Below are 19,136 nucleotides of genomic sequence, written 5' to 3' on the forward strand. Positions count from 1 at the left end.
TTAGGGTTGGTAATACAATCCGGCAAACGTTGGAAGGGTAATAAATGACCAAGACCGTCCTAATCGTTGAAGATAACGCCCTAAACATGAAGTTGTTCGACCAGCTTCTTCGGGCCGGCGATCAGGAAATGAGGGTTGTTAATGAATCCGGGCTTTATGCCCTCATCTTCAAAAGCCGGAAAGCAGCCGCCAAACGGTTCAAAAAGTGGGTCACGTCGGAAGTCCTTCCCACGATCCGCAAGACGGGTGGTTACAACACTGATCGCCAAGAACCTGATAGCCCCCCACAACATGAAATCCATTTCCAACACATGCGCGACCTGATTGATGCACAGCAAGAAGTCATTCACCAGGGGAATCAGATTGCAGAGAAGCGTTCTGAGAAGACATCCATTATAAAAAAATTCACACAAATCCTGATCGCAAACACAAGCCTAACGGACCAGGAAATCGCGGACCTTATGGATCGTTTCACGGACACGAACATACCGGAATGGGTCGCCTGGCAACGGCGTATAGCCATGGATTGACTTTCTACCCTCGATAAGCTGAAAGGCCGCCCCGTGTGGGCGGCCTTTTAATATCTTCACAACGCGCACATGAATATTTTGCCTCAAAAATATTTGATCATTGTCCATATGGTGTGGCAACAGTATGGAGTGAAAACCTGTTGTGGAAACCTGACAAGTCGTTGCCATGTGATTACAGGCTGCTTTAAGGTGTTCCCCCAAGCAGATATGCTGTCACTCAGCCCCCAATCCATTTACGGAGTTTATAAACATGGCGAAGAAAACTGTTAAGGCACCGGCTAAAGCAAAAACGGCACCAGAAAAGAAACCAACAAAAGTTTATAAGGCTACCCCTGCTGGGGTGAGTGATCGCCAACACCTGAACAGTATTATCCAAGCCGGAACAGGCTGCACGGCCAAGGCAGCCAAGGAAACAATGGACGCCTTGATCGGAACCATTACCAGCTCCCTCAAGAAAAATGAGAAGGTGCAGCTTGTTGGCTTTGGCTCATTCTCTGTTGCTAAGCGAGCAGCGCGCAAGGGCCGCAATCCATTTACGGGTGAAGCTATCCGCATCAAGGCCTCAAAGTCTGTGCGCTTCAAAGCGGGTCAGTCCCTAAAACGCTCTGTGTAAATGCCGCCATTTATCAGCATAGCAAAATGGACGGGCACGCTATTCGGCGTGACCGGCGCGGCGCTTGTGGCCCTCAATCTGCCCGTATCAGGCTGGGGGTTCGTTTTGTTCCTGGTATCTTCAGTGTCATGGGCAATCGCGGGGGTGGTGATGCACGAGCGTAGTCTTCTCTTGCTCAACGCCGTTTTCATCATCATCAATTTGCTGGGGATATACCGCTGGCTTATCGCCTGACTGTTTTAGACACAAGGTTATAAATAAACATGGCCTTATCCATTACCCTGCACATCCGCTTGACCGACATTGAGCCTGAAATCTGGCGACAGGTTTGCGTGCCAGCAGACTATACCCTCGCTGGGCTGCATTTTGTCATCCAAGCCGTAATGGGATGGGAAGACGAGCACCTTCACCTCTTCATCATCGATGGTAACCGCTATGGCGTACCCGAGGATGCGTCTGGTGGCCGCCCCATATCCGAGGAAGGCAACGTGCGACTTTCTCATATCCTGATGGAAGGCGAGACATTCCTCTATGTCTATGATTTTGGGGACGACTGGCGTCATGAAATAAAAGTCGAAAGCATAGGGTCAAAGCCAACCGAATTGCGCTGCCTAGACGGGAAACGCGCCTGTCCCCCAGAAGACAGTGGCGGCCCCTATGCCTACTCTGATCTCGTCGAAGCTGTACGCTCCCCAAAATCCGCTGACCCAGAGTTTCTAGACTGGGTTGGCGATTTTGATCCGGAGAAGTTTGATCAGGACCTTGCAAACAAACGCCTGAAGGCCTTAACTTCGTCCTCCAGACATTAAGTTCAGGTGCGCGCACCTTGGCGCGGGGATGCGAGGGCCTTGTCCAGGCAACGTGTACCCCTCGAACGCTATTTTGGCGAACATACCGACGGATTCCATCACCTAAGCCACAAGGTGGTAACCTTTTGCTCTGGAATTGTGGTAACTTTTACTCTGTCGTTGACACGGGTGCGTACCAAACAATCCATTTAACCGTTGCTGTGGTTTTGCAAAACACCGTATCCCAAGGCGGACAGGAGGGTGCGTATAACGACAGTTCATTCAATCTGTCAGTATTCAGGCATGTAAATTGGCACCCACCCTAACCGTGAATATAAAATTGCTTATTCATGGATGTTTTGATAAGCTTGAATGCAGAAGATAGTGTTCAAGGTTATAGACATGCGAAGAGAAGATCTCGTTGGCCATTTAAGAGCCCCCTACACCCCCGAGAAAGGGTGCGGGGTTGTCCATGTTCCCAATGCAGGCTACGAAAACATCTGGTTTGTCGTCCCGCCGCCGCCGCCAACCACACTTCCGCCCACCATGCCGGTCGGTGTTATCGGCAAGGCGGTGAGCTTGTTGCAAGGGCGGCCCCATTGGTCTGAAGCCTCACAACTCGACAAATTGGTCGCTTATCTTTTTGCTCGCCGTGAAGCCGTGTCTTCTTCGAGAATGGAAGGAACATGGTCAACCATTGATAATGTTCTTACTCCAAGTGAAGTCTATGACGAGGGAGACGGAAAATCGGAGCACAAATCTGTGCGCGGTTACGCAGCGGCACTTGAATATGGTTTTAACCATATAGAAGAAAAAGGCATATCGGTACTAACGCAGGAACTGGTTTGCAACCTGCATGAACTGGTGCTGTCGAAAGACCCTGATTTTCACGGAATTCCGGGCCGCATACGAACACCCGGCCTGCCGGGGGATGTCGTCCAGATTGGTGGTGGCGGGCGAAAAGAAGACTCCGTCTATAATCCGGCCCCGCCCGACCAGGCCACTCGATGTCTGGAAGATGTCATGGTGTGGTTGCGCAATAAAACCGCAATCGAACTTGGCGATGCCGGAATGGGGATGAGCCTTCCCATACGGTTGGCCATCGGACATGCCCATTTCGAAGCCGTTCACCCGTTCAGTAACGGAAATGGTCGTGTCGGACGTATTCTCTGGCCTCTCCAGATGATGGCCTCGGGTCACTTGCCTTTATATCTATCGGGATATGTTGAACAAAATCGTCAGGAATACGGGCTGGCGCTCCAAGAAGCGCAGAAACAACTATCATATGGACGTATCGTCAAATTTGTTTGCGATGCAATCATCATGTCCAGTGAAGAAGAAAAATTGTCCCGCTCGATAATCGGAGATTTTCCGGCGCTTTGGCAGGGACGCGGTAAATTTCGTAAAGGATCATCGGCAATGAAAACGCTCGATACGATGATAAAAACACCGATCATCACGGCCAATATGCTTGCACAAGAATTGGGGGTATCGTTTCAAGCGGCATCCTCAGCATTGAACAACTTGCAAAAAAAATGTGTCGTTCGCGAGCGTACCGGTCACGGACGAAACCGGATTTTTGCAGCAGAGGAAGTTATTGCCGTGTTGGCCCGACCATTCGGTGAAGACCCTGCTATTGCTTTGGAAGGCGCACGCAGAACACTCGGCCTTGAAAGTTAACAACAATCAAAACGGCCCCGACAATATGCCGGACCCGCTTATGATTGACTTTGCCAATGTAGCGGGGTTATTCCCCCGCTGTCTTCCAGACATTAAGTTCAGGTGCGCGTACCTTGGCGCGGGGATGCGAGGGCCTTGTCCAGGCAACGTGTATGTGACGAAAACATCGTCAGGAGATGCCTGAACGTGCCAGAGCTTACCAAGGAATCAAAATCAAGGTCAGGGAGACAATGGACAGAGAACGTCACTTTATTAACCCTCCACCCTTCGTCCAATTTTGTATTTCCCCTTGCTCGGATGGACGGCGGTGACGATCGTATTGTCGTTAGCCACCAATAGGCACAGGTTCTTGAGGCGGTCAGTCTGCACGCCCTCCGGCGTCCCCCCCCCCATTTCCCGAAGTTTCTTTTTTGAAATTTGAATTAGGGTGACCCCGCCCCCACGGCAGGCGACAAGATCGCCATGGATCAAAATCGCCTGAACAGCGTCATCCACAACGCCACGACGCCGGTAGTTCTTTGACGCGTGCTTTGAAGACGCGCATCGAATGTCAATGTTATCGTTGGCAGGAAACGCGGCTATAAATTTTGAATTTTTCATGGCTCACCTCGGTTGTTCAGCGGTTCATCGAAATCGTCGTTTGCCGACCTCATTTTTATGCCACAACCAGCCCCAAAATTGGGATGCGTATGCCAGCCGTGAGTAAGCATAATGATCTTTATTTTTTCATGTTTTTTACATGTTTTTCAATGATTTATAATATTTTCATTGCAATAACTAACGTATATAAACAAAATGAAATTTGACAACAGTGAGATTAGGATTTGGGAGGGCATCATGGGGCATGTCGATACACCATCAGCTCAGGTAATGAGGGAGCTCATCACCCGCGAAATTCCGAACATTGATGCTGATATGCTCGAGGATGCGATGATGCATATTGGCTTCGCGAGAGACCAGTACGACCGTTACGCAAAATCCAGGAAAACCACCAACGGTCGCTTTACCTACAAAAGCAAGAAGTCGTCATGCCACAGGATCAAGAACCTGATTAAGCAGCTTAAGGAAGAGGTTCAGACTGCAGACCTGATGCTGTTGGATGAATTGCATTCGTATCTAGGCAGCGACGATTTCCAAGGAGAATTGACTGCTGAACTGGACCGCCTGAGCACGGCATGTGATGTCCTTCTAAAAACGGTTCCCACATTTGCTGAAACCGGAAGGCCTGTAGATCGAATTTTATACGACTGGGTTTTGAATATGGTTCGCATATACGTGGATCTGTTCAAGCCCAAAAAAATTGATCATCGGAAAAATGGAACGTTCATGGAGTTTCTAAAGTGCTGGAAACCCGATGAGCTCCCGATCTATGGCGACAAACTATCCTCAAGAACGATCCAAAGAATTTTGGAGTTCAGGATGTATTACAAGGAAGACCTTCGGAATACATTCAAACCCGCACACACTTATTCGCCAAAGCAATGGGCGGATAAAAAGCCTGCATCCAGTGAAAAATAGCAGAAATGGACAGGCGGCATAAATCCTACACGCCCGCCCTGGTCGGCTGGCGATTACACACGGGCTAGGTGCGACATGAAGTTTTTCAGAGGAATATCAGTAACTACTCTGGATGCTGAGGAGGTCATTGCCAACATCCGTCTGTTGGGATGTAAATGTGGCGAGGGCCGTTGGCAAATGGAACATGAGTGCCCTCGGAATTTGAGACAGCTACATACCTCTCCTGGCTTATCGACGAATGATACTCGTCCGGGAACTTCTGCTATTCCTGTGGTTTGCGCATGCGGCGACCACACAGAACTACGATAAACTTCGACCTGCTACGTTCAATGTGTGAGCCGTATGGAACGAACTGCGCACGACCACGCAGAATTGCTTTTTTCTTCGCAATTTAAATGACTTAGTTGACTTTAAGCAGAGCGGTCAGCACACTGCTTTTCGAAGGCTCGCGCCACGGTATTCGCCCTCTTGCTTCCATAATGCTTCCACGGGTGCCCGAATGCTTTTCTTGCCTTTGGGATAGACCTCACTGCGCCAGGTGTTGGCGAGACGACGGCCAAGCCCTGCGCCCTGGATCTGTTGGCGCAGGTCCAACTTGAGCCCATTGGTCGCTTCCCGAACCTGCTCGTTCTGAGTAACCATCCGGTGAAGACCACGGTTTTTTGTTCCGTGTTTGTCAGACGCGACCGATCAATCGGCGCATTGGATTTGGTCTTCAATGATGTCGCGTAGCATCTCGATCCCTTGCTGGGTGAAGGCAAGGATTTGACTGTCGCCGACATCATAAACCCACAGCATGCCGTCCTCGGGCTCGAGTTGGCTGGCGATTTCCCGGAGCAGGTCTTCCTCACGCCCCAGTATTTGCGATACGCGTCGGATTGTGAATACGTGAGAGATCACCGCCATGGTTCAGGAGGCTGCTGGACCGGAGAGCACATCGCGCTTCGTTTTCCATTCCCAGGGCAGCAGTTCGCGCAGGCGGCTTTGCGGCAGATCATTGATGCGCCCCAGCACATCAGCCAGCCAAGCCTGCGGATCGACGTCGTTCAGCTTCGCGGTCTCGATAAGCGTTGCCATGGCTGCCGCCCGTTCGGCTCCTCGTTCCGAGCCGCAAAATAGCCAAGATTTTCGTCCCAAGGCGAAGCCTCGCAGCGCGCGCTCAGCGGCATTGTTGGTCAGACAGATATGGCCGTCATCAAGGAACCGAGCGAAGGCTTCCCAACGCCTGAGCATGTAATCGATCGGCTTGGCGACCGATGACGCACGCGATAGGCGCGCGCGTTCCTCACGCAGCCAAGCTTCCAAATCCGCCACAATGGGGGCGCTCCGCTCACGTCGGACGCGCAGGCGCTCACTATCGTTCAGGCCGATGATGGTGCGTTCGATGTCGAACAGGGCATCGATACGTTTGACCGCTTCGAGCGCCACTGGTGAGATCGCTTGCGCCGTGCGACCACGCCGCGCGTTGGCCGCAATATCGGCCAGTTCGAAGAACTGCCGCCGCGCATGCGCCCAGCAGAGCGCCACCGTTGCAGAGCCCCCGGCCCGCGTCGGGTTGAACAGCCCGTTGTAGCCGCTGTAGGCATCGGCCTGCAGAATGCCCGACCAGCCCTCGAGGTGCTCCTCGGGATGCGCGCCTCGCCGATCCCGCGAGGCATAATAGAGAGCCGCCGGCGGACCCTTGCCGCCAAAAGGTCGGTCATCGCGCACATAGGTCCATATCCGCCCCGTGACCGTCTTGCCACGGGCCAGGATCGGCACGGTCGTGTCGTCGCCATGCAGACGTTCCGCCGCCAAAACATGGGCCTCGATCAACGCTTCCAGGGGTTGCAATAGGCTCGTGCAAACCCCCACCTGGTCGGCCAGGGTCGAGACGCTCAGATCGATCCCCTCGCGGCCAAAACGCGCGCTTTGGCGGTTCAGGGGCTGATGCTGCCCGAACTTCTCGAACAGCACCATGGCCAGCAGGTTCGGCCCCAGAAAGCCGCGCGGCGTGACGTGAAACGGTGCCGGCGGTTGGGCAATCTTCTCGCATTCACGGCATGAGAACTTCTCGCGCACGGTCTGGATCACCTTCCACTGGCGCGGAATGATCTCCAAGGTCTCGGTGATGTCCTCGCCCAACTTCGAGAGTTTGTGCGAACCGCAGCAGGGGCAAGTTGAAGGCGCCGCGATGACACGACGCTCGCGTGGCAGGTGCTCGGGAAAAGACTGACGTCCGGGGTGTTTGCGGCGGTGTGGTGTCACATCCGTCAATCGGCTTGCCTGTTCGCTGGCGCGCTCGTCTTCGGACGCCGCAGCCTCGAGATCTTCGAGTTGCAGTTCCAATTGATCGAGCAGCCGGGCCTTGCGCTCCGAACGCGTGCCAAAGAGTTCGCGCCGCAGCTTTTCAATCTCCAGCCTGAGATGCATAATCAGGGCTTCGCTGCTCGACAGAACCGCCTGAACATGGGCCGCCTCAGCCTCAGCCTTGACCCGTGCCGCGCGTTCGCAAAGCAGCATCGAAAGCGCGCCATCAAGGTCGATGGGCATGGGTTCAGTCGTTGGATTCTCATGCTTTTCCATGAGCTTATGGAATCACGTCCGGCCCCAAAAGCCAAGTCAAAACATCATCCAACGGATGTCGGACGCCAGGTTTTTTGCGGCATGCGCCAATCGATCCCTTCGAGCAAATAACCCAACTGCGCGGAGGTGATTGCCACCACCCCGTCAGCGGCCGAAGGCCACAAAAAACGGCCTCGCTCAAGGCGCTTGGTAAACAAACAGGCACCCTGACCATCGTGCCAGATGACCTTCAAAAGATTCCCCTGACGGCCCCGGAAGACAAACAGGTGTCCGCCCAGAGGATCGTGTTCAAGCACTTCCTGAACCAAAAGCGAAAGCCCTGGAAATCTTTGCGCATGTCCGTGTGGCCCGTCGCCAGCCAAACCCGAACGCCGACCTGAACCGGGATCATCGTTCCTCCACAAGGCTCAGAAGACGCACCAACGCGCGAGCGTCGAAATCTGCAGCCAAGACAATCCGCCGCCCGCCGTGACATACAACTTCCATGGTTCCATCTGATCGCACCGCCTCAGCACTCCTTGGTATAAACCGCTCAGCGCCAGAACTCTCCAGCGCGTCTTCCTCGGGAACGATCACCGCCGGAATAAACGTAGGCGTCGCATTCGCGCGAAATCGCCGCCGCCAGTTGAAAACCAAGTTCGTGTTTAATCCATGCCGACGCGCCACCGACGACGCCGAGACCCCGTCCTCAGACGCCTCCGCAACAACCTGCCGTTTGAACGCGTCTGAATATCGACGCCGCTTACATGTTCGCCAATCCGTCATCACCGTAGATGTCCATCTATCCTTAAACGGACATCAATTGCCCGCTGATAGACAATCCCAGATATAGAATGCAAAATGAAGGCGGCCTTCGGCGGAGGGTTACCGTTCTGATCAGGTTTTTGTTTGTCCAAATGGCAAGCCGGTACAAAATTCGCGGCACACCACACAGTGAACCACGGCAAAAAGCAATTCGCCCTTAATGACGTTCACATCAACACGTCAGAAGGTTTTGCCGCTATGCTGGAACGGGCGCAATTTGGCGTGTTTCACTGGACGAGCAAGCATCTTCTCCAGCGATATGTCGATGAGATGGTATTCCGGTGGAACATGCGATGCCGCTATCAGGATGAGGCCAAATGCGGCCATAAGAAGCCGTTCATCGGCCCCTTAAAAACACTACTGTCGCGCGCCGTAGGCAGACAACTGCGCCGCACCCCGGAATGGGGCCTTGCCTGGCCAGCGCCAATTGGTCCTGGATATCCGCCACCGCCAGCGTCCTAAAACACAGGGCACAACAATTTGTGCTAAGCAATAATTTCCGCACAATATGATGTGATTTTTGGTTGCAATTTATGAGCGGGTTGCTTATTATCCATAAGAGGCTCCGAGCGAATCGAGGTTTGTCACTTCGACCATCAATCGGGCAAGCCCAGATCGTCAGCGGGCCACCGACTCCATAGACCTGATGGTAGTGGAGCGGACCCGAGACAACTGACGCCACAGGATGCGGTGCGCACCGTTGAATGTGGGCCGATTGTCCCCAACGACGGTTATCACGTTGGACTGAATCGATTGGCGTTAACCTAAAAGGGTTTCGCGCCGGCGCCGACCTGAAAGGTTGTAACCATGTTTTACGTGGTTATCACCGTGGATCTCTCTAGAACGCTCTGCGCAATTGCGATCCTGTTGTCGGTGATTTAATGATTGTGGAGGCGACTTCGGTCGCCTCCCTTTCTATTTTTGACCTCCGCAATGAATTACTCGGACCCGCTACCTTCGTTTGGTGGATAGGAGGGTTAATTTTTATACGATTATTGGTAAGCAAATATGCGAGGGCCACATAATGGTCTGGCTGCGTACTACCTTTTAATTGGGAGTTTTTTTTTCAAAAGATTTAGCACTTCTTGAGTGTCAGCCTGAGAATTTTCAATATATGCAACAATATCATTCATTGTTGCATTCTTCCCTTCCCACACCCTGTCAAACTCATCGGGAGATAATCCGCCATCAATCCACGGCAAATCAAGCATGCTGATATTTATGGCAGATGCTTCGAGAGAACCTTCTTTCCACTTAACTCTGCCCCCAAACTCTTTGAGAGTCAGCGGCACCCCAGGGGTTCGACGCAGGACTACCCTTACTTCCTCTTGTTTCATGGCGTAGATCTCGGGAGGGAGGTCTTTAGACACCCTTCCAAGGGACATGGCCTGCTTCAGCAATGCATCAAGCCCCCACCTCGACCATGGGGCCCTGGCTAGTTCTATTTCCCCCTCAGGGAAATACAGCTCAATGCCCTTAGATAATTTTTTATCAATTATCCAATTGATACTCCACTCAAGCACCTTACTTGTATCAACTTTCCCCTCAGGGATGTCTATCGCCGCGAGAAATTTTATAACGGATTGATTTGATAGAGTTTTTTCTCCCTTTAGCCACCGGCTTAGGTTTGAGTTCTGAATCCCAGCCTTTAACGCGACGGCTCTAATCCCTCCATAAAAATCACATGCCTGCCGTAGCGCTTGAAGCTCGGGAACATGGATGATAAAACCCATTATAGCAAACTCCTAGTTAACTGCTGTAAATATTATTTGACAAATCATATATGATTCCCAATACTCTCACAATGAGAAACAACGGACCAGATTTGCATACAGAAGATATAGCCCCCGGCGGCAGGCTCGTCGGGCGCTTTTGGAACCTGTCTCAAACAGCCAAGTATTTAGGAAAGAGCCCCGCGTGGTTAAAAAAGCACAGCGCTAAGCTTGAGAAGGAAGGGTTCCCCAAAAATGACCCAGATCTGGGCGGGAGGGATTCAAAGGCAATTATCAAATTTTTGGATCATAGGTGTGGCCTGGATCAAAAAAGCCCCCCTCAAGCTGATCTATTGCAAATAAGGGCAAAGGCGATTGCAAATGATGAACGAAAATAAAAAAATTCGTCATTTTGTTTCAAAAAAACAAAAATCCGGGCATGTGCTTTACTACTGGCAACCCACAAATATGCTACGCAAAAATGGGTTCTTACCCAGAAGACTTAATGACGATCTCGAAACAGCAAAACTTGAAGCCAAAACTCTTAACCGCGAGCTAGACACGTGGCGAAACGGGGGCGCTGAGCCTATTGAAAAAATCCTTCAGAAAGGCTCTCTCCTATCAGATGTGATTGATACTTATTACAAAGACCCTGTCTTTACCAGCAAGGCGCACGCGACACAGCGCATATACACACAATGTCTTGATCGCATTGATTCATGGGCCGGAGATCAACCAATAAACACGATCTCCCGGGGCAACATCATAAATTTCCATCGAACTCTTTACGCCAAGAAACCCGCATTCGCGAACGCCATCGGCCGCCAAATGCGCATACTTTTCGAATTTGCATACGACCGGGGAATTATCGATAGCAATCCTGCGCGGCGGATTAAAATGCCTTCCCGGCCTCCGCGCGATCAGGTCTGGTCTGTTGACGATCAAGACAAGTTTATTAAGGCCGCAGAAGACATGGCCTATCCGTCCATGGGCTTAGCTGTATTGCTGGCTGTATCCACAGCTCAACGGCAGGGAGACATCCTAAAGCTTTGCTGGTCACAGTTTGACCAGGCAGCAAACGAAATCCGCCTTAAACAGGGAAAAACTGGAAAATGGGTGGCGGTCCCAATTCTGCCAGAACTTAGATCAGCGCTTGAAAAGGCATCAGTTAAAAATGAATTCATTGTGAGCAGCGAGGCAACAGACAAAGCTTACCGCCCGGATCATTTCAGGCACCTTTTTAAAAAAATTACTAATGCCGCTGATATTGAAGGCCTTCAATTCCGCGATCTGCGCCGTACCGCCATTGTCCGTATGGGTGAGGCCGGAATTAGCACCACCTGCATTACTGCCGTCAGCGGGCATGATATAGGCCACTGTGAGCGCATTTTGGAAACCTACATGCCACGCAATTCAGACATGGCCCGCGAGGCCATTTCTGCCTATCAGCTCTATCGGCAAAGGAAATCCCGGAAGAGCAAATGAGTGGGCCACGGGAACAAACCATGGCCTAAAGTTGGAAGTGAGGTTGGAAACGGGAAATAAGTTGGAAGAAAAGGGGGACCAAAATGATCCCCCTCCTCTGAAATATCGCAGTATTCTGCGAAAAATATGGTGGGCGCAGTAGGACTCGAACCTACGGCCCGCTGATTAAGAGTCAGCTGCTCTACCAACTGAGCTATGCGCCCGCATGTGGTTGAAAGTGGCTTCAACCATATGGGTTGGGTTCATATAAAGCCCCTGAGACAGGGGCGCAAGTGTGTTTTTGTGCGGGTTTTAGAATTCGTCGCCGCTGTCGCGCCGTCCGATGGTCAGATCACGGTGAATATGCACACACAGCAACAATCCAAAGCCGAACAAAAGGGTCAGCATTGCGGTGCCGCCATACGACACCAACGGCAACGGCACACCAACCACCGGGATCAGGCCCATAACCATGGCGATGTTGATGAAGATGTAGAGGAAGAACGTTACATTCACGCCAATCGCCACCAATCGCCCAAAGTGGTTGCGCGACGATGCAGCGATGACAAACCCGTAGGTCAGCAACAGAATATACAAAGACAACAGCGTCAGTCCGCCAACCAAGCCAAATTCTTCCGCCAGCATGGTGAAAATAAAATCCGTCTGTTTTTCCGGCAAAAAGTTCAAATGGCTCTGGGTACCTTGCATAAAGCCTTTGCCAAACATACCACCGGAGCCTAGTGCAATTTTCGACTGAATGATGTGATAGCCGGCACCCAAAGTGTCTGTTTCCGGGTCCATAAAAGTCAAAATGCGCTGTTTTTGGTAGTCGCGTAAAATGGTGAACCAGGCCACGGGGGCACCAATCAAGCCCAAAATCCCCGCCAAAATAAATTTCCACATCCGCACCCCAGCGGCAAAAAACATGGCGATGCTGGCCAAAACCAACATCAAGGTGGTGCCTAAATCAGGCTGACGCACAATCAAAATGGCCGGGATCACCACCATCAACAAGGGCGGAATCAAAAACATCGGCCGCCCAACGTCTTCGATGCTGCCACCGTGAAAATAGCGTGCCAAGCCCAGCACCAAAGCCACCTTCATCAGTTCGGATGGTTGCACGTTGAACAGGCCAAAACTGATCCACCGTTGTGCACCCATACCGACAAAACCGGCAATTTCAACGGCCACCAACAACACCAACACCATAAAATAAAAGGCATATGCATAGCGTAGCCACAGGCGGATGTCGGTGACGGCAATGATCACCATGCCCAGCAAGCCGACACCAAAACGAACCATCTGACGCGATGCCCACGGCTCGAAATTGCCCCCGCCGGCGCTGTAGAGCATGGCAAAACCAATCCCAGCCGTAAGCGCCAGCAAAACCACGAACAGCCAGTGCAAATGCAATAGCTTTTGCCCGATGCTCACTTTGGGATGCGATAAAAGACCATCATGAAAAAGCATATCAGGTTCCCCGAACCGGAGGCTTGCCAGAACCGACCACAGGACCGCCCTTAGAGCCGTCCTTAGAACCACTCTGGGGCACAGCTTGAACATCTTGATGTCCCCGGGGGGGACGCAATTCGGCCAAACGCTGGGTTTCGCGCAACACATCGCGCGCAATCGGGGCCGCCGTCGAGGATCCGCCACCGCCGTGTTCCACCACCACGGATACGGCAAAGCGAGGGTTTTGCACCGGCGCAAAGCCAACGAACAGCGCATGGTCGCGCTCAATCCACGGAAGGTCGTCATTTTTCAAAACGCCCGTTTCGCGTTCCGCCTTGGAGATCCGCCGCACCTGAACGGTGCCGGTTTTGCCGGCCATTTGCCAGCGGTCTTCGGGGATGCGAGAGCGCCGTGCCGTGCCGGTGGGCGAATTGACAACGTTGTCCATGCCTTTTCTCACAACGGCAAGATGTTCAGGTGACAGCCCCAGCGGCGCCCCTTCTTCATCCGTATACGGCTCGATCCCCGTCGGAGTCACCCGGTCCATGGTCAGCCTTGGCGTCACCGCATATCCCCCATTTGCCAAGCGTGCCGTCATCACCGCCAACTGCAGGGGCGTCGACAAAATATAACCCTGGCCAATACCGGCAATCAACGTTTCGCCAAGCTGCCATGGCACCCCGATGGCCCCCAATTTCCATTTGTTGCTTGGCATCAAGCCATTTTTTTCACCCGGCAAATCCAGGCCCAATTTTTCGCCCAGGCCAAAGCGCCGCGCCATGGCGGCCATGCGCTCGATCCCCGTGCGGCGGGCGACTTCGTAGAAATACACATCGCAAGAATGCTCAATGGCCCCCGTCAAATCGAGAAGGCCGTGACCACCCTTTTTCCAACAATGGAATTCCGAATTGCCAAGTTTTGTCGAACCCGAGCAGTGAATGGTCGTGTCCGGAGAAATCACGCCCTTTTCAAGAGCAGCCAACGCAACCACCGGCTTGAAGGTGGAACCGGGCGCATATTGCCCCGCGATCGCTTTGTTGGTCAGAGGAGCTTTGGGATTGGAAATCAGAGATTCCCATTCGACCTGACTGAGCCCGGTGTTAAACGAATTGGGATCGAAAGACGGCGACGACACCAAAGACAGGACTTCTCCGGTGTGCACATCCATCACCACCACAGTGGCGCTATCATTGCCCAGACGTTCCGCGACGAAATGCTGCAACTGCATATCGATGGTCAAGCGCACTTCATTGCCCGCCTGACCTTCTTGACGGTTCAGTTCGCGGATCACCCGGCCTAGGGCATTGACCTCGACCTGAGAACTTCCGCCTGATCCGCGCAACGCCAGATCGTAAACCTTTTCCACCCCAGCCTTACCAATGCGAAAGCCGGGCAATTCCAACAAAGGATCGCCGGTGAGTTCCTTTTCCGAAACGGCCGCCACATAGCCCAACACATGGGCCGTTTCCAGACCGTTCGCATAACTGCGGCTTTGCCCAACATCAATCAACACACCGGGAAGGTCCGGGGTATTGACCTCGATGCGGGCAACTTCAGACCAATCAAGGTTTTCGCGTACCGTGATGGGCACGAAGGCCCGTTTGCGTTTCACTTCACGTCGAATACGACGACGTTCCCCGCCACTCAACGGAACGATCAGCGACAACAAATCCAAAGTGCGTTCCACATCGCCCGCTTGCTCAGGAATGATGACGACACGATAGTTTTGCTGATTGTCCGCCATGGCAAAACCGTTGCGATCAACGATGCGTCCACGCGGCGGCGGCAACAGACGAAAGTTGATGCGGTTTTCATCGGCCAAGGTAACGTAACGTTGCGATTCGATCACCTGAAGGTAATACATCCGCCCGACCAAAACAGACAACAGCGCGGCCTGCCCGCCCCCCAACATCAGGGCGCGACGGGTAAAGAGTTTATGCCGCTCTGAATCCCTATGCATGCCTTTGCGTCCCTAAACCTGAGCCAAGACCGATTGCTGCCATCGCACTTGAAGCCACGCCAAAAGAGGAAAGACACCAACCGTCACCAAATACTGAATGAAAGCCGATTCAGGGCTGGTGAAAGCGGAATAAAACAAGGCCGTCAAAAGCCACGTCAACACGGTCGCCCCTGCGGCAACCAACGAAAATCCCAACCAGATGATACTGAAGGATTTTCCCATGAAGAACATCTGCTGGGTCATCACCACCATGTGCACCAACACGAACACGACCGTATTGATGCCAAAGGGCATGCCGCTCAAAGCGTCTTGCAACAAGCCCGCCATAAACACTGCAATCGCGGGCAACAGGTCTGGGCGATAGATGGCCCAGTGATAAACAGCCATCAACGGCAACAGAGGCGCGACCTCAGCAAACCCTGGAATGTGTAACGGCACTTGGCCCAACACCACCAACACCAAGGTGAAAAAAACGGCGTTATGCCGCGCATAACAAGATCCAGACGTTGCCAGAACGTCAAATTCATTTGATGACACCCGCACCCTCGGCGGCGAAGTTTGAATCCAAAATCCCTTGCAGGCCATAATCGACCACCCGCACATATTCAAGACGATCACGATAGACGTAAGGTTTAACCGTGATGGTACTTTCCCCGACCAGCGCCACAACGCCAACCGGAATGCCCGGTGGAAAGGCACCGCCGTGCCCCGAGGTCACGATGCGGTCTCCGGCACTGACGGTCGCACCCGGCGGCATATGCACCAAGCGCGGTCGATCGGTGTTGTCACCGGCGAGAATCGCCCGCGTACGCGTGGCTTCAACCACCACCGGAATACGCGAGTTCAAATCCGTGAGCAGCAAAACCCGTGCGGACCGTGAACCGACCGCATGGACACGCCCCACCAGGCCATCCCCGGTGATAACGGCTTGTCCCTTGGACACCCCATCGCGCGCGCCTGCGCTAACCAAAACGGAATGCACAAAGGCCCCTCCGGAATCCGCAACCACGCGCCCGGACACAAATCCCGGTTCCGCGCCCGGCGCAAAATTCAACAAACCTTTTAGCTGTTGGTTTTCAGACGAAAGTTTACGCGCTGCCGATTGCCATTCGATCAAGCGCTGGTTTTCTTCGCGCAAACGGATGTTTTCATTGCGAAGGTTGGTCATCTGGGTGACATCGTCAACCACCTGGTCCACCGCAGTTGCGGGGCGCGACAGAATTTCCAACACGGGCGCAATCGTATCCGATACGGTGGAGCGCACCTTTTCCATCACTTCCACGTCGGCCTTGCCCAAAAGCATCAGCGCAAACGCAGCCAGCACCAGCCCCAGATAACCGAAGCGGCTCGCCATTCCCTTTTCAGAATGGATCAGATGATGACTTAAGTGCGGGCGGTTTTTCACCGCATTATCCCTTACTCAATTGCCAAGCCCCCACAAAAAAGAGGCGTTGCCCATACTGTTTTGCCCGCCGTTTTGCTCAAACCGGCGAAACCCGTTTCGCAATAATGCCAACCATATGGTTAATATAGCTTATACGCCCCAAATACAGCAACATGATGGCTGATGCACGCAAAAACGCGTCACTTCACTTTTTTGTGCCCGGCTAAAACACAATCGGGCAAATGAAAACGCCCACACAAGGCTGTGCGGGCGTTTTATCAATTTGTGACGCAAAACGCCCCGAGACAACAGATCAGTACATCGTGGTCAAGACGTTGCGCAATTTTTTCATTTCTTCCAAAGCGCGCCCGGTGCCCATGACCACACACGACAACGGATCGTCGGCGATGGAAACCGGCAATCCGGTGGCGTGACGCAGCACATGGTCGATGTTGCCCAGCAACCCGCCGCCGCCGGTCAGAACAATGCCCTTATCGACGATATCGGCAGCCAGTTCCGGCGCGGTGTGCTCCAAAGCCACTTTGACGGCTTCGATGATGGCCCCGACCGGCTCGGCCAAGCTTTCGGCAATTTGCCGTTCGGAAATCACGATTTCTTTGGGCACGCCGTTCATCAAATCGCGGCCCTTGATGTCCATAGTGCGGCCTTCGCCATCTTCGGGCGGGCAAGCGCTGCCAATGGTTTCTTTGATCCGCGCCGCCGAGGCTTCACCGACCAAGAGGTTATGGTTGCGGCGAATGTAGGCGATGATGGCTTCGTCCATTTTATCGCCGCCAACGCGCACGGAACGCGCATAAACGATACCGCCCAGCGACAGCACCGCGACTTCGGTGGTGCCGCCACCGATATCCACGACCATAGAGCCCGTCGGTTCCGTCACAGGAAGGCCTGCGCCGATGGCGGCTGCCATGGGCTCTTCGATCAAAAACACTTTACGTGCACCGGCGCTTTCGCAGCTTTCTTGGATGGCGCGCCGTTCAACAGCCGTTGAGCCGGACGGCACGCACACCACAACCATAGGACTGGCGAAGGTGCGCCGATTGTGGACCTTGCGGATGAAATACTTAATCATCTGTTCGGCGACTTCAAAGTCGGCTATGACCCCGTCGCGCAAAGGCCGGATGGCATGAATATCACCGGGCGTGCGGCCCAGCATCTGCTTGGCCTCGTTACCGACGGCGAGAACTTGTTTCTTGCCCTTTGATTCCGTAATCGCCACCACCGACGGCTCATTGAGCACAATGCCCTTGCCCTTGACGTACACAAGTGTGTTCGCCGTACCAAGGTCGATGGCCATATCGGCTGAAAGGAACCCAAAAAGTTTCGAAAGCATTGGTTGTCAAACCCCGTGATTATCTTCGTTTCCAGTCCAATCACCCCCGATTTGTGGGCAGCCTTTGGAAACCTATAAAATAGAGTGCCGGAGAAACAACGAGTGAATTGACGAAAGAATCGAATCCGGCACTCTATTTATACTCACCCCAGCCCTAAGAAAGCTAGGCCCAAAGCGCAGAATGTGCGGTTTTCTTGTCCATAATCAACATGGATTAGGTCCAGCCCACCGATTTTGCTGTCATGATTTGATCGACATCCTCCGTTTGGGATGTAGGGCCTTGATAAATTGTTGATCCCTGCGCAAATGCGTTGCTCCCGACAATGGCTTTGTTCGGCTGCACGCGAAATCCGGTAACCGCAGACACCAACCGCGAAACCTTCATAATGTCGGTGCTCACCACCCCAGTGTCGTAAGGCATCAGGTCGTGCCGGGTGCGCAAAGCCATGACGATTTCTTCCATCGCAGCATTCCCCCCGCGCTCCCCCAGGCCGTTAACGGTGCATTCCACCTGCCGCACACCAGCATCGATCGCGGCCAATGAATTGGCCACCGCCATGCCCAAATCGTTATGGCAGTGCACAGAAACGACAGCCTTGTCGATGTTGGGAACGGTGTTGAACAGATACCGGATCAAGTCGGCAAATTCGCTGGGGATCGCATAGCCCACGGTGTCGGGAATGTTGACGGTTCGGGCGCCGCATTCGATGGCCGCCTCGACGCAACGCGCCAAAAAGGCGCGATCCGAACGCGACGCATCCTCCGCCGACCACTCCACGTCGTCGGTGAATTTTCGCGCATATGTCACGCTGTCTTTGATGCGATCATAGACCTGTTGAGACGTCATCTGCAGTTTAGACTTCATGTGCAACTCACTGGTGGCAATGACAATGTGGATGCGCCCCCTTTGGGCGGGTTCGATGGCCTCGGCACAGCGCTCGATATCCATTTTGACCGCCCGCGACAGGCCGCACACGATGGACGTTTTGACCTGCTTGGCCACTTCACGCACGGCTTCAAAATCACCGTCTGATGAAATGGGAAAGCCCGCTTCGATCACATCAACGCCCATACCCTCCAAAACGCTGGCAACGCGCAGCTTGTCATCCAGGCTCATGGTTGCACCCGGCGCTTGTTCGCCGTCACGCAAGGTCGTGTCGAAAACGACAATTCGGTTTTTCTTGGTATTCATGAAACTTGCTCCATAGTTCATATCTTAGACATGCGTCCCCCCACAGGGGCGGACCCAGTGAAATTCGCATTCCCCCTAAACACCACCGGCCGACGGGCCGTAGGTATCAGGGGTGCCTAA

The 19,136-nt window shown here is 53.2% G+C and carries 21 protein-coding genes, 1 tRNA gene and 1 pseudogene; 9 read left to right on the plus strand and 14 right to left on the minus strand.

The annotated features are described in order from the left end of the window. Positions 1-44 precede the first annotated feature (44 nt). The 5 genes from BEN30_RS19325 (at position 45) to BEN30_RS17005 (ending at position 3,611) form a co-directional block, all read left to right on the plus strand. The gene (locus BEN30_RS19325) at positions 45-530 is read left to right on the plus strand and encodes a BRO-N domain-containing protein (protein ID WP_069959499.1); all 486 of its coding nucleotides are present in this window, start codon (positions 45-47) and stop codon (positions 528-530) included. Between the two features lie 250 nt (positions 531-780). After that, positions 781-1,143, plus strand: coding sequence for an HU family DNA-binding protein (locus tag BEN30_RS16990; RefSeq protein WP_084005677.1), 363 nt, complete (start codon positions 781-783; stop codon positions 1,141-1,143). After that, a complete protein-coding gene (locus tag BEN30_RS16995; RefSeq protein ID WP_069959500.1) occupies positions 1,144-1,377 on the plus strand; it encodes a hypothetical protein in 234 nt (77 codons plus the stop codon). A 29-nt stretch (positions 1,378-1,406) separates the two neighbouring features. After that, a complete protein-coding gene (locus tag BEN30_RS17000; RefSeq protein WP_069959501.1) occupies positions 1,407-1,952 on the plus strand; it encodes a plasmid pRiA4b ORF-3 family protein in 546 nt (181 codons plus the stop codon). Positions 1,953-2,333: 381 nt separating this feature from the next. Further along, a complete protein-coding gene (locus BEN30_RS17005; RefSeq protein ID WP_069959515.1) occupies positions 2,334-3,611 on the plus strand; it encodes a Fic family protein in 1,278 nt (425 codons plus the stop codon). A 252-nt stretch (positions 3,612-3,863) separates the two neighbouring features. Here the strand turns inward: BEN30_RS17005 and BEN30_RS17010 are convergent, their stop codons facing one another. Then, entirely contained in the window at positions 3,864-4,211 is a 348-nt protein-coding gene (locus BEN30_RS17010) for a hypothetical protein (protein ID WP_069959502.1), read from the minus strand. A 237-nt stretch (positions 4,212-4,448) separates the two neighbouring features. On the opposite strand from BEN30_RS17010, the gene BEN30_RS17015 reads away from it, so the two are divergent. Next, positions 4,449-5,129 carry a hypothetical protein gene (locus BEN30_RS17015; RefSeq protein ID WP_139135109.1) on the plus strand — a complete coding sequence of 227 codons (681 nt, stop codon included), beginning with the start codon at positions 4,449-4,451 and terminating at the stop codon, positions 5,127-5,129. Between the two features lie 423 nt (positions 5,130-5,552). On the opposite strand, the pseudogene BEN30_RS17020 reads toward BEN30_RS17015, so the two are convergent. The 5 genes and pseudogenes from BEN30_RS17020 to tnpA all read right to left on the minus strand — a co-directional run. After that, positions 5,553-5,780: pseudogene (locus tag BEN30_RS17020) on the minus strand (DUF6441 family protein); the annotation flags it as partial. Positions 5,781-5,819: 39 nt separating this feature from the next. After that, positions 5,820-6,035, minus strand: coding sequence for a hypothetical protein (locus BEN30_RS17025; RefSeq protein WP_069959505.1), 216 nt, complete (start codon positions 6,033-6,035; stop codon positions 5,820-5,822). Positions 6,036-6,038: 3 nt separating this feature from the next. Next, a complete protein-coding gene (tnpC, locus tag BEN30_RS17030; protein ID WP_170827106.1) occupies positions 6,039-7,661 on the minus strand; it encodes an IS66 family transposase in 1,623 nt (540 codons plus the stop codon). Positions 7,662-7,738: 77 nt separating this feature from the next. Then, positions 7,739-8,002, minus strand: a complete 264-nt coding sequence (gene tnpB, locus BEN30_RS17035; protein ID WP_407655980.1) for an IS66 family insertion sequence element accessory protein TnpB — start codon at positions 8,000-8,002, stop codon at positions 7,739-7,741. Between the two features lie 79 nt (positions 8,003-8,081). After that, positions 8,082-8,459 carry an IS66-like element accessory protein TnpA gene (tnpA, locus tag BEN30_RS19285; RefSeq protein ID WP_069959346.1) on the minus strand — a complete coding sequence of 126 codons (378 nt, stop codon included), beginning with the start codon at positions 8,457-8,459 and terminating at the stop codon, positions 8,082-8,084. A gap of 123 nt (positions 8,460-8,582) precedes the next feature. Here tnpA and BEN30_RS18150 point away from each other — a divergent pair, with 123 nt between their 5' ends. Further along, positions 8,583-8,960: a transposase gene (locus tag BEN30_RS18150; protein WP_084005679.1), complete on the plus strand. Its 378-nt coding sequence runs from the start codon at positions 8,583-8,585 to the stop codon at positions 8,958-8,960. A gap of 578 nt (positions 8,961-9,538) precedes the next feature. Here the strand turns inward: BEN30_RS18150 and BEN30_RS17045 are convergent. Next, a complete protein-coding gene (locus BEN30_RS17045) occupies positions 9,539-10,231 on the minus strand; it encodes a hypothetical protein (RefSeq protein WP_069959507.1) in 693 nt (230 codons plus the stop codon). A 92-nt stretch (positions 10,232-10,323) separates the two neighbouring features. On the opposite strand from BEN30_RS17045, the gene BEN30_RS17050 reads away from it, so the two are divergent. Together BEN30_RS17050 and BEN30_RS17055 are read left to right on the plus strand one after the other, a co-directional pair. Beyond that, complete coding sequence (locus tag BEN30_RS17050; protein WP_139135110.1) at positions 10,324-10,608, plus strand: hypothetical protein; 285 nt, start codon at positions 10,324-10,326, stop codon at positions 10,606-10,608. Beyond that, positions 10,592-11,695, plus strand: a complete 1,104-nt coding sequence (locus BEN30_RS17055; RefSeq protein ID WP_069959509.1) for a tyrosine-type recombinase/integrase — start codon at positions 10,592-10,594, stop codon at positions 11,693-11,695. Before BEN30_RS17050 ends, BEN30_RS17055 begins: the two co-directional genes overlap by 17 nt. 127 nt (positions 11,696-11,822) lie before the next feature. On the opposite strand, the gene BEN30_RS17060 is transcribed toward BEN30_RS17055, so the two are convergent. From BEN30_RS17060 to BEN30_RS17090, 7 genes are all read right to left on the minus strand, one after another. Then, positions 11,823-11,898, minus strand: a tRNA-Lys gene (locus tag BEN30_RS17060). A gap of 88 nt (positions 11,899-11,986) precedes the next feature. Beyond that, entirely contained in the window at positions 11,987-13,144 is a 1,158-nt protein-coding gene (rodA, locus tag BEN30_RS17065; RefSeq protein ID WP_069959510.1) for a rod shape-determining protein RodA, read from the minus strand. 1 nt (position 13,145) lies between these two features. Continuing rightward, positions 13,146-15,086 carry a penicillin-binding protein 2 gene (gene mrdA, locus BEN30_RS17070; RefSeq protein ID WP_084005680.1) on the minus strand — a complete coding sequence of 647 codons (1,941 nt, stop codon included), beginning with the start codon at positions 15,084-15,086 and terminating at the stop codon, positions 13,146-13,148. 12 nt (positions 15,087-15,098) lie between these two features. Continuing rightward, entirely contained in the window at positions 15,099-15,623 is a 525-nt protein-coding gene (gene mreD / locus BEN30_RS17075; RefSeq protein WP_170827107.1) for a rod shape-determining protein MreD, read from the minus strand. Then, the gene (gene mreC / locus BEN30_RS17080; protein WP_245649078.1) at positions 15,610-16,491 is read right to left on the minus strand and encodes a rod shape-determining protein MreC; all 882 of its coding nucleotides are present in this window, start codon (positions 16,489-16,491) and stop codon (positions 15,610-15,612) included. Before mreC ends, mreD begins: the two co-directional genes overlap by 14 nt. Before the next feature lie 292 nt (positions 16,492-16,783). After that, positions 16,784-17,824, minus strand: a complete 1,041-nt coding sequence (locus tag BEN30_RS17085; RefSeq protein WP_069959512.1) for a rod shape-determining protein — start codon at positions 17,822-17,824, stop codon at positions 16,784-16,786. A gap of 214 nt (positions 17,825-18,038) precedes the next feature. Beyond that, complete coding sequence (locus BEN30_RS17090) at positions 18,039-19,016, minus strand: 2-isopropylmalate synthase (RefSeq protein ID WP_069959513.1); 978 nt, start codon at positions 19,014-19,016, stop codon at positions 18,039-18,041. Positions 19,017-19,136: the final 120 nt, after the last annotated feature.

Origin of the sequence: Magnetovibrio blakemorei, from assembly GCF_001746755.1 — a bacterium.
In the GTDB taxonomy this organism is placed as follows: Bacteria; Pseudomonadota; Alphaproteobacteria; order Rhodospirillales; family Magnetovibrionaceae; genus Magnetovibrio; species Magnetovibrio blakemorei.

What these genes read in the sequence shown, in the direction of transcription:
- BEN30_RS19325 (WP_069959499.1), top strand. Translation starts at nt 45, where the DNA reads ATGACCAAGACCGTCCTAATCGTTGAAGATAACGCCCTAAACATGAAG.
- BEN30_RS16990 (WP_084005677.1), top strand. Translation starts at nt 781, where the DNA reads ATGGCGAAGAAAACTGTTAAGGCACCGGCTAAAGCAAAAACGGCACCA.
- BEN30_RS16995 (WP_069959500.1), top strand. Translation starts at nt 1,144, where the DNA reads ATGCCGCCATTTATCAGCATAGCAAAATGGACGGGCACGCTATTCGGC.
- BEN30_RS17000 (WP_069959501.1), top strand. Translation starts at nt 1,407, where the DNA reads ATGGCCTTATCCATTACCCTGCACATCCGCTTGACCGACATTGAGCCT.
- BEN30_RS17005 (WP_069959515.1), top strand. Translation starts at nt 2,334, where the DNA reads ATGCGAAGAGAAGATCTCGTTGGCCATTTAAGAGCCCCCTACACCCCC.
- BEN30_RS17010 (WP_069959502.1), bottom strand. Translation starts at nt 4,211, where the DNA reads ATGAAAAATTCAAAATTTATAGCCGCGTTTCCTGCCAACGATAACATT.
- BEN30_RS17015 (WP_139135109.1), top strand. Translation starts at nt 4,449, where the DNA reads ATGGGGCATGTCGATACACCATCAGCTCAGGTAATGAGGGAGCTCATC.
- BEN30_RS17025 (WP_069959505.1), bottom strand. Translation starts at nt 6,035, where the DNA reads ATGGCGGTGATCTCTCACGTATTCACAATCCGACGCGTATCGCAAATA.
- tnpC (WP_170827106.1), bottom strand. Translation starts at nt 7,661, where the DNA reads ATGCCCATCGACCTTGATGGCGCGCTTTCGATGCTGCTTTGCGAACGC.
- tnpA (WP_069959346.1), bottom strand. Translation starts at nt 8,459, where the DNA reads ATGACGGATTGGCGAACATGTAAGCGGCGTCGATATTCAGACGCGTTC.
- BEN30_RS17045 (WP_069959507.1), bottom strand. Translation starts at nt 10,231, where the DNA reads ATGGGTTTTATCATCCATGTTCCCGAGCTTCAAGCGCTACGGCAGGCA.
- BEN30_RS17055 (WP_069959509.1), top strand. Translation starts at nt 10,592, where the DNA reads ATGATGAACGAAAATAAAAAAATTCGTCATTTTGTTTCAAAAAAACAA.
- rodA (WP_069959510.1), bottom strand. Translation starts at nt 13,144, where the DNA reads ATGCTTTTTCATGATGGTCTTTTATCGCATCCCAAAGTGAGCATCGGG.
- mrdA (WP_084005680.1), bottom strand. Translation starts at nt 15,086, where the DNA reads ATGCATAGGGATTCAGAGCGGCATAAACTCTTTACCCGTCGCGCCCTG.
- BEN30_RS17085 (WP_069959512.1), bottom strand. Translation starts at nt 17,824, where the DNA reads ATGCTTTCGAAACTTTTTGGGTTCCTTTCAGCCGATATGGCCATCGAC.
- BEN30_RS17090 (WP_069959513.1), bottom strand. Translation starts at nt 19,016, where the DNA reads ATGAATACCAAGAAAAACCGAATTGTCGTTTTCGACACGACCTTGCGT.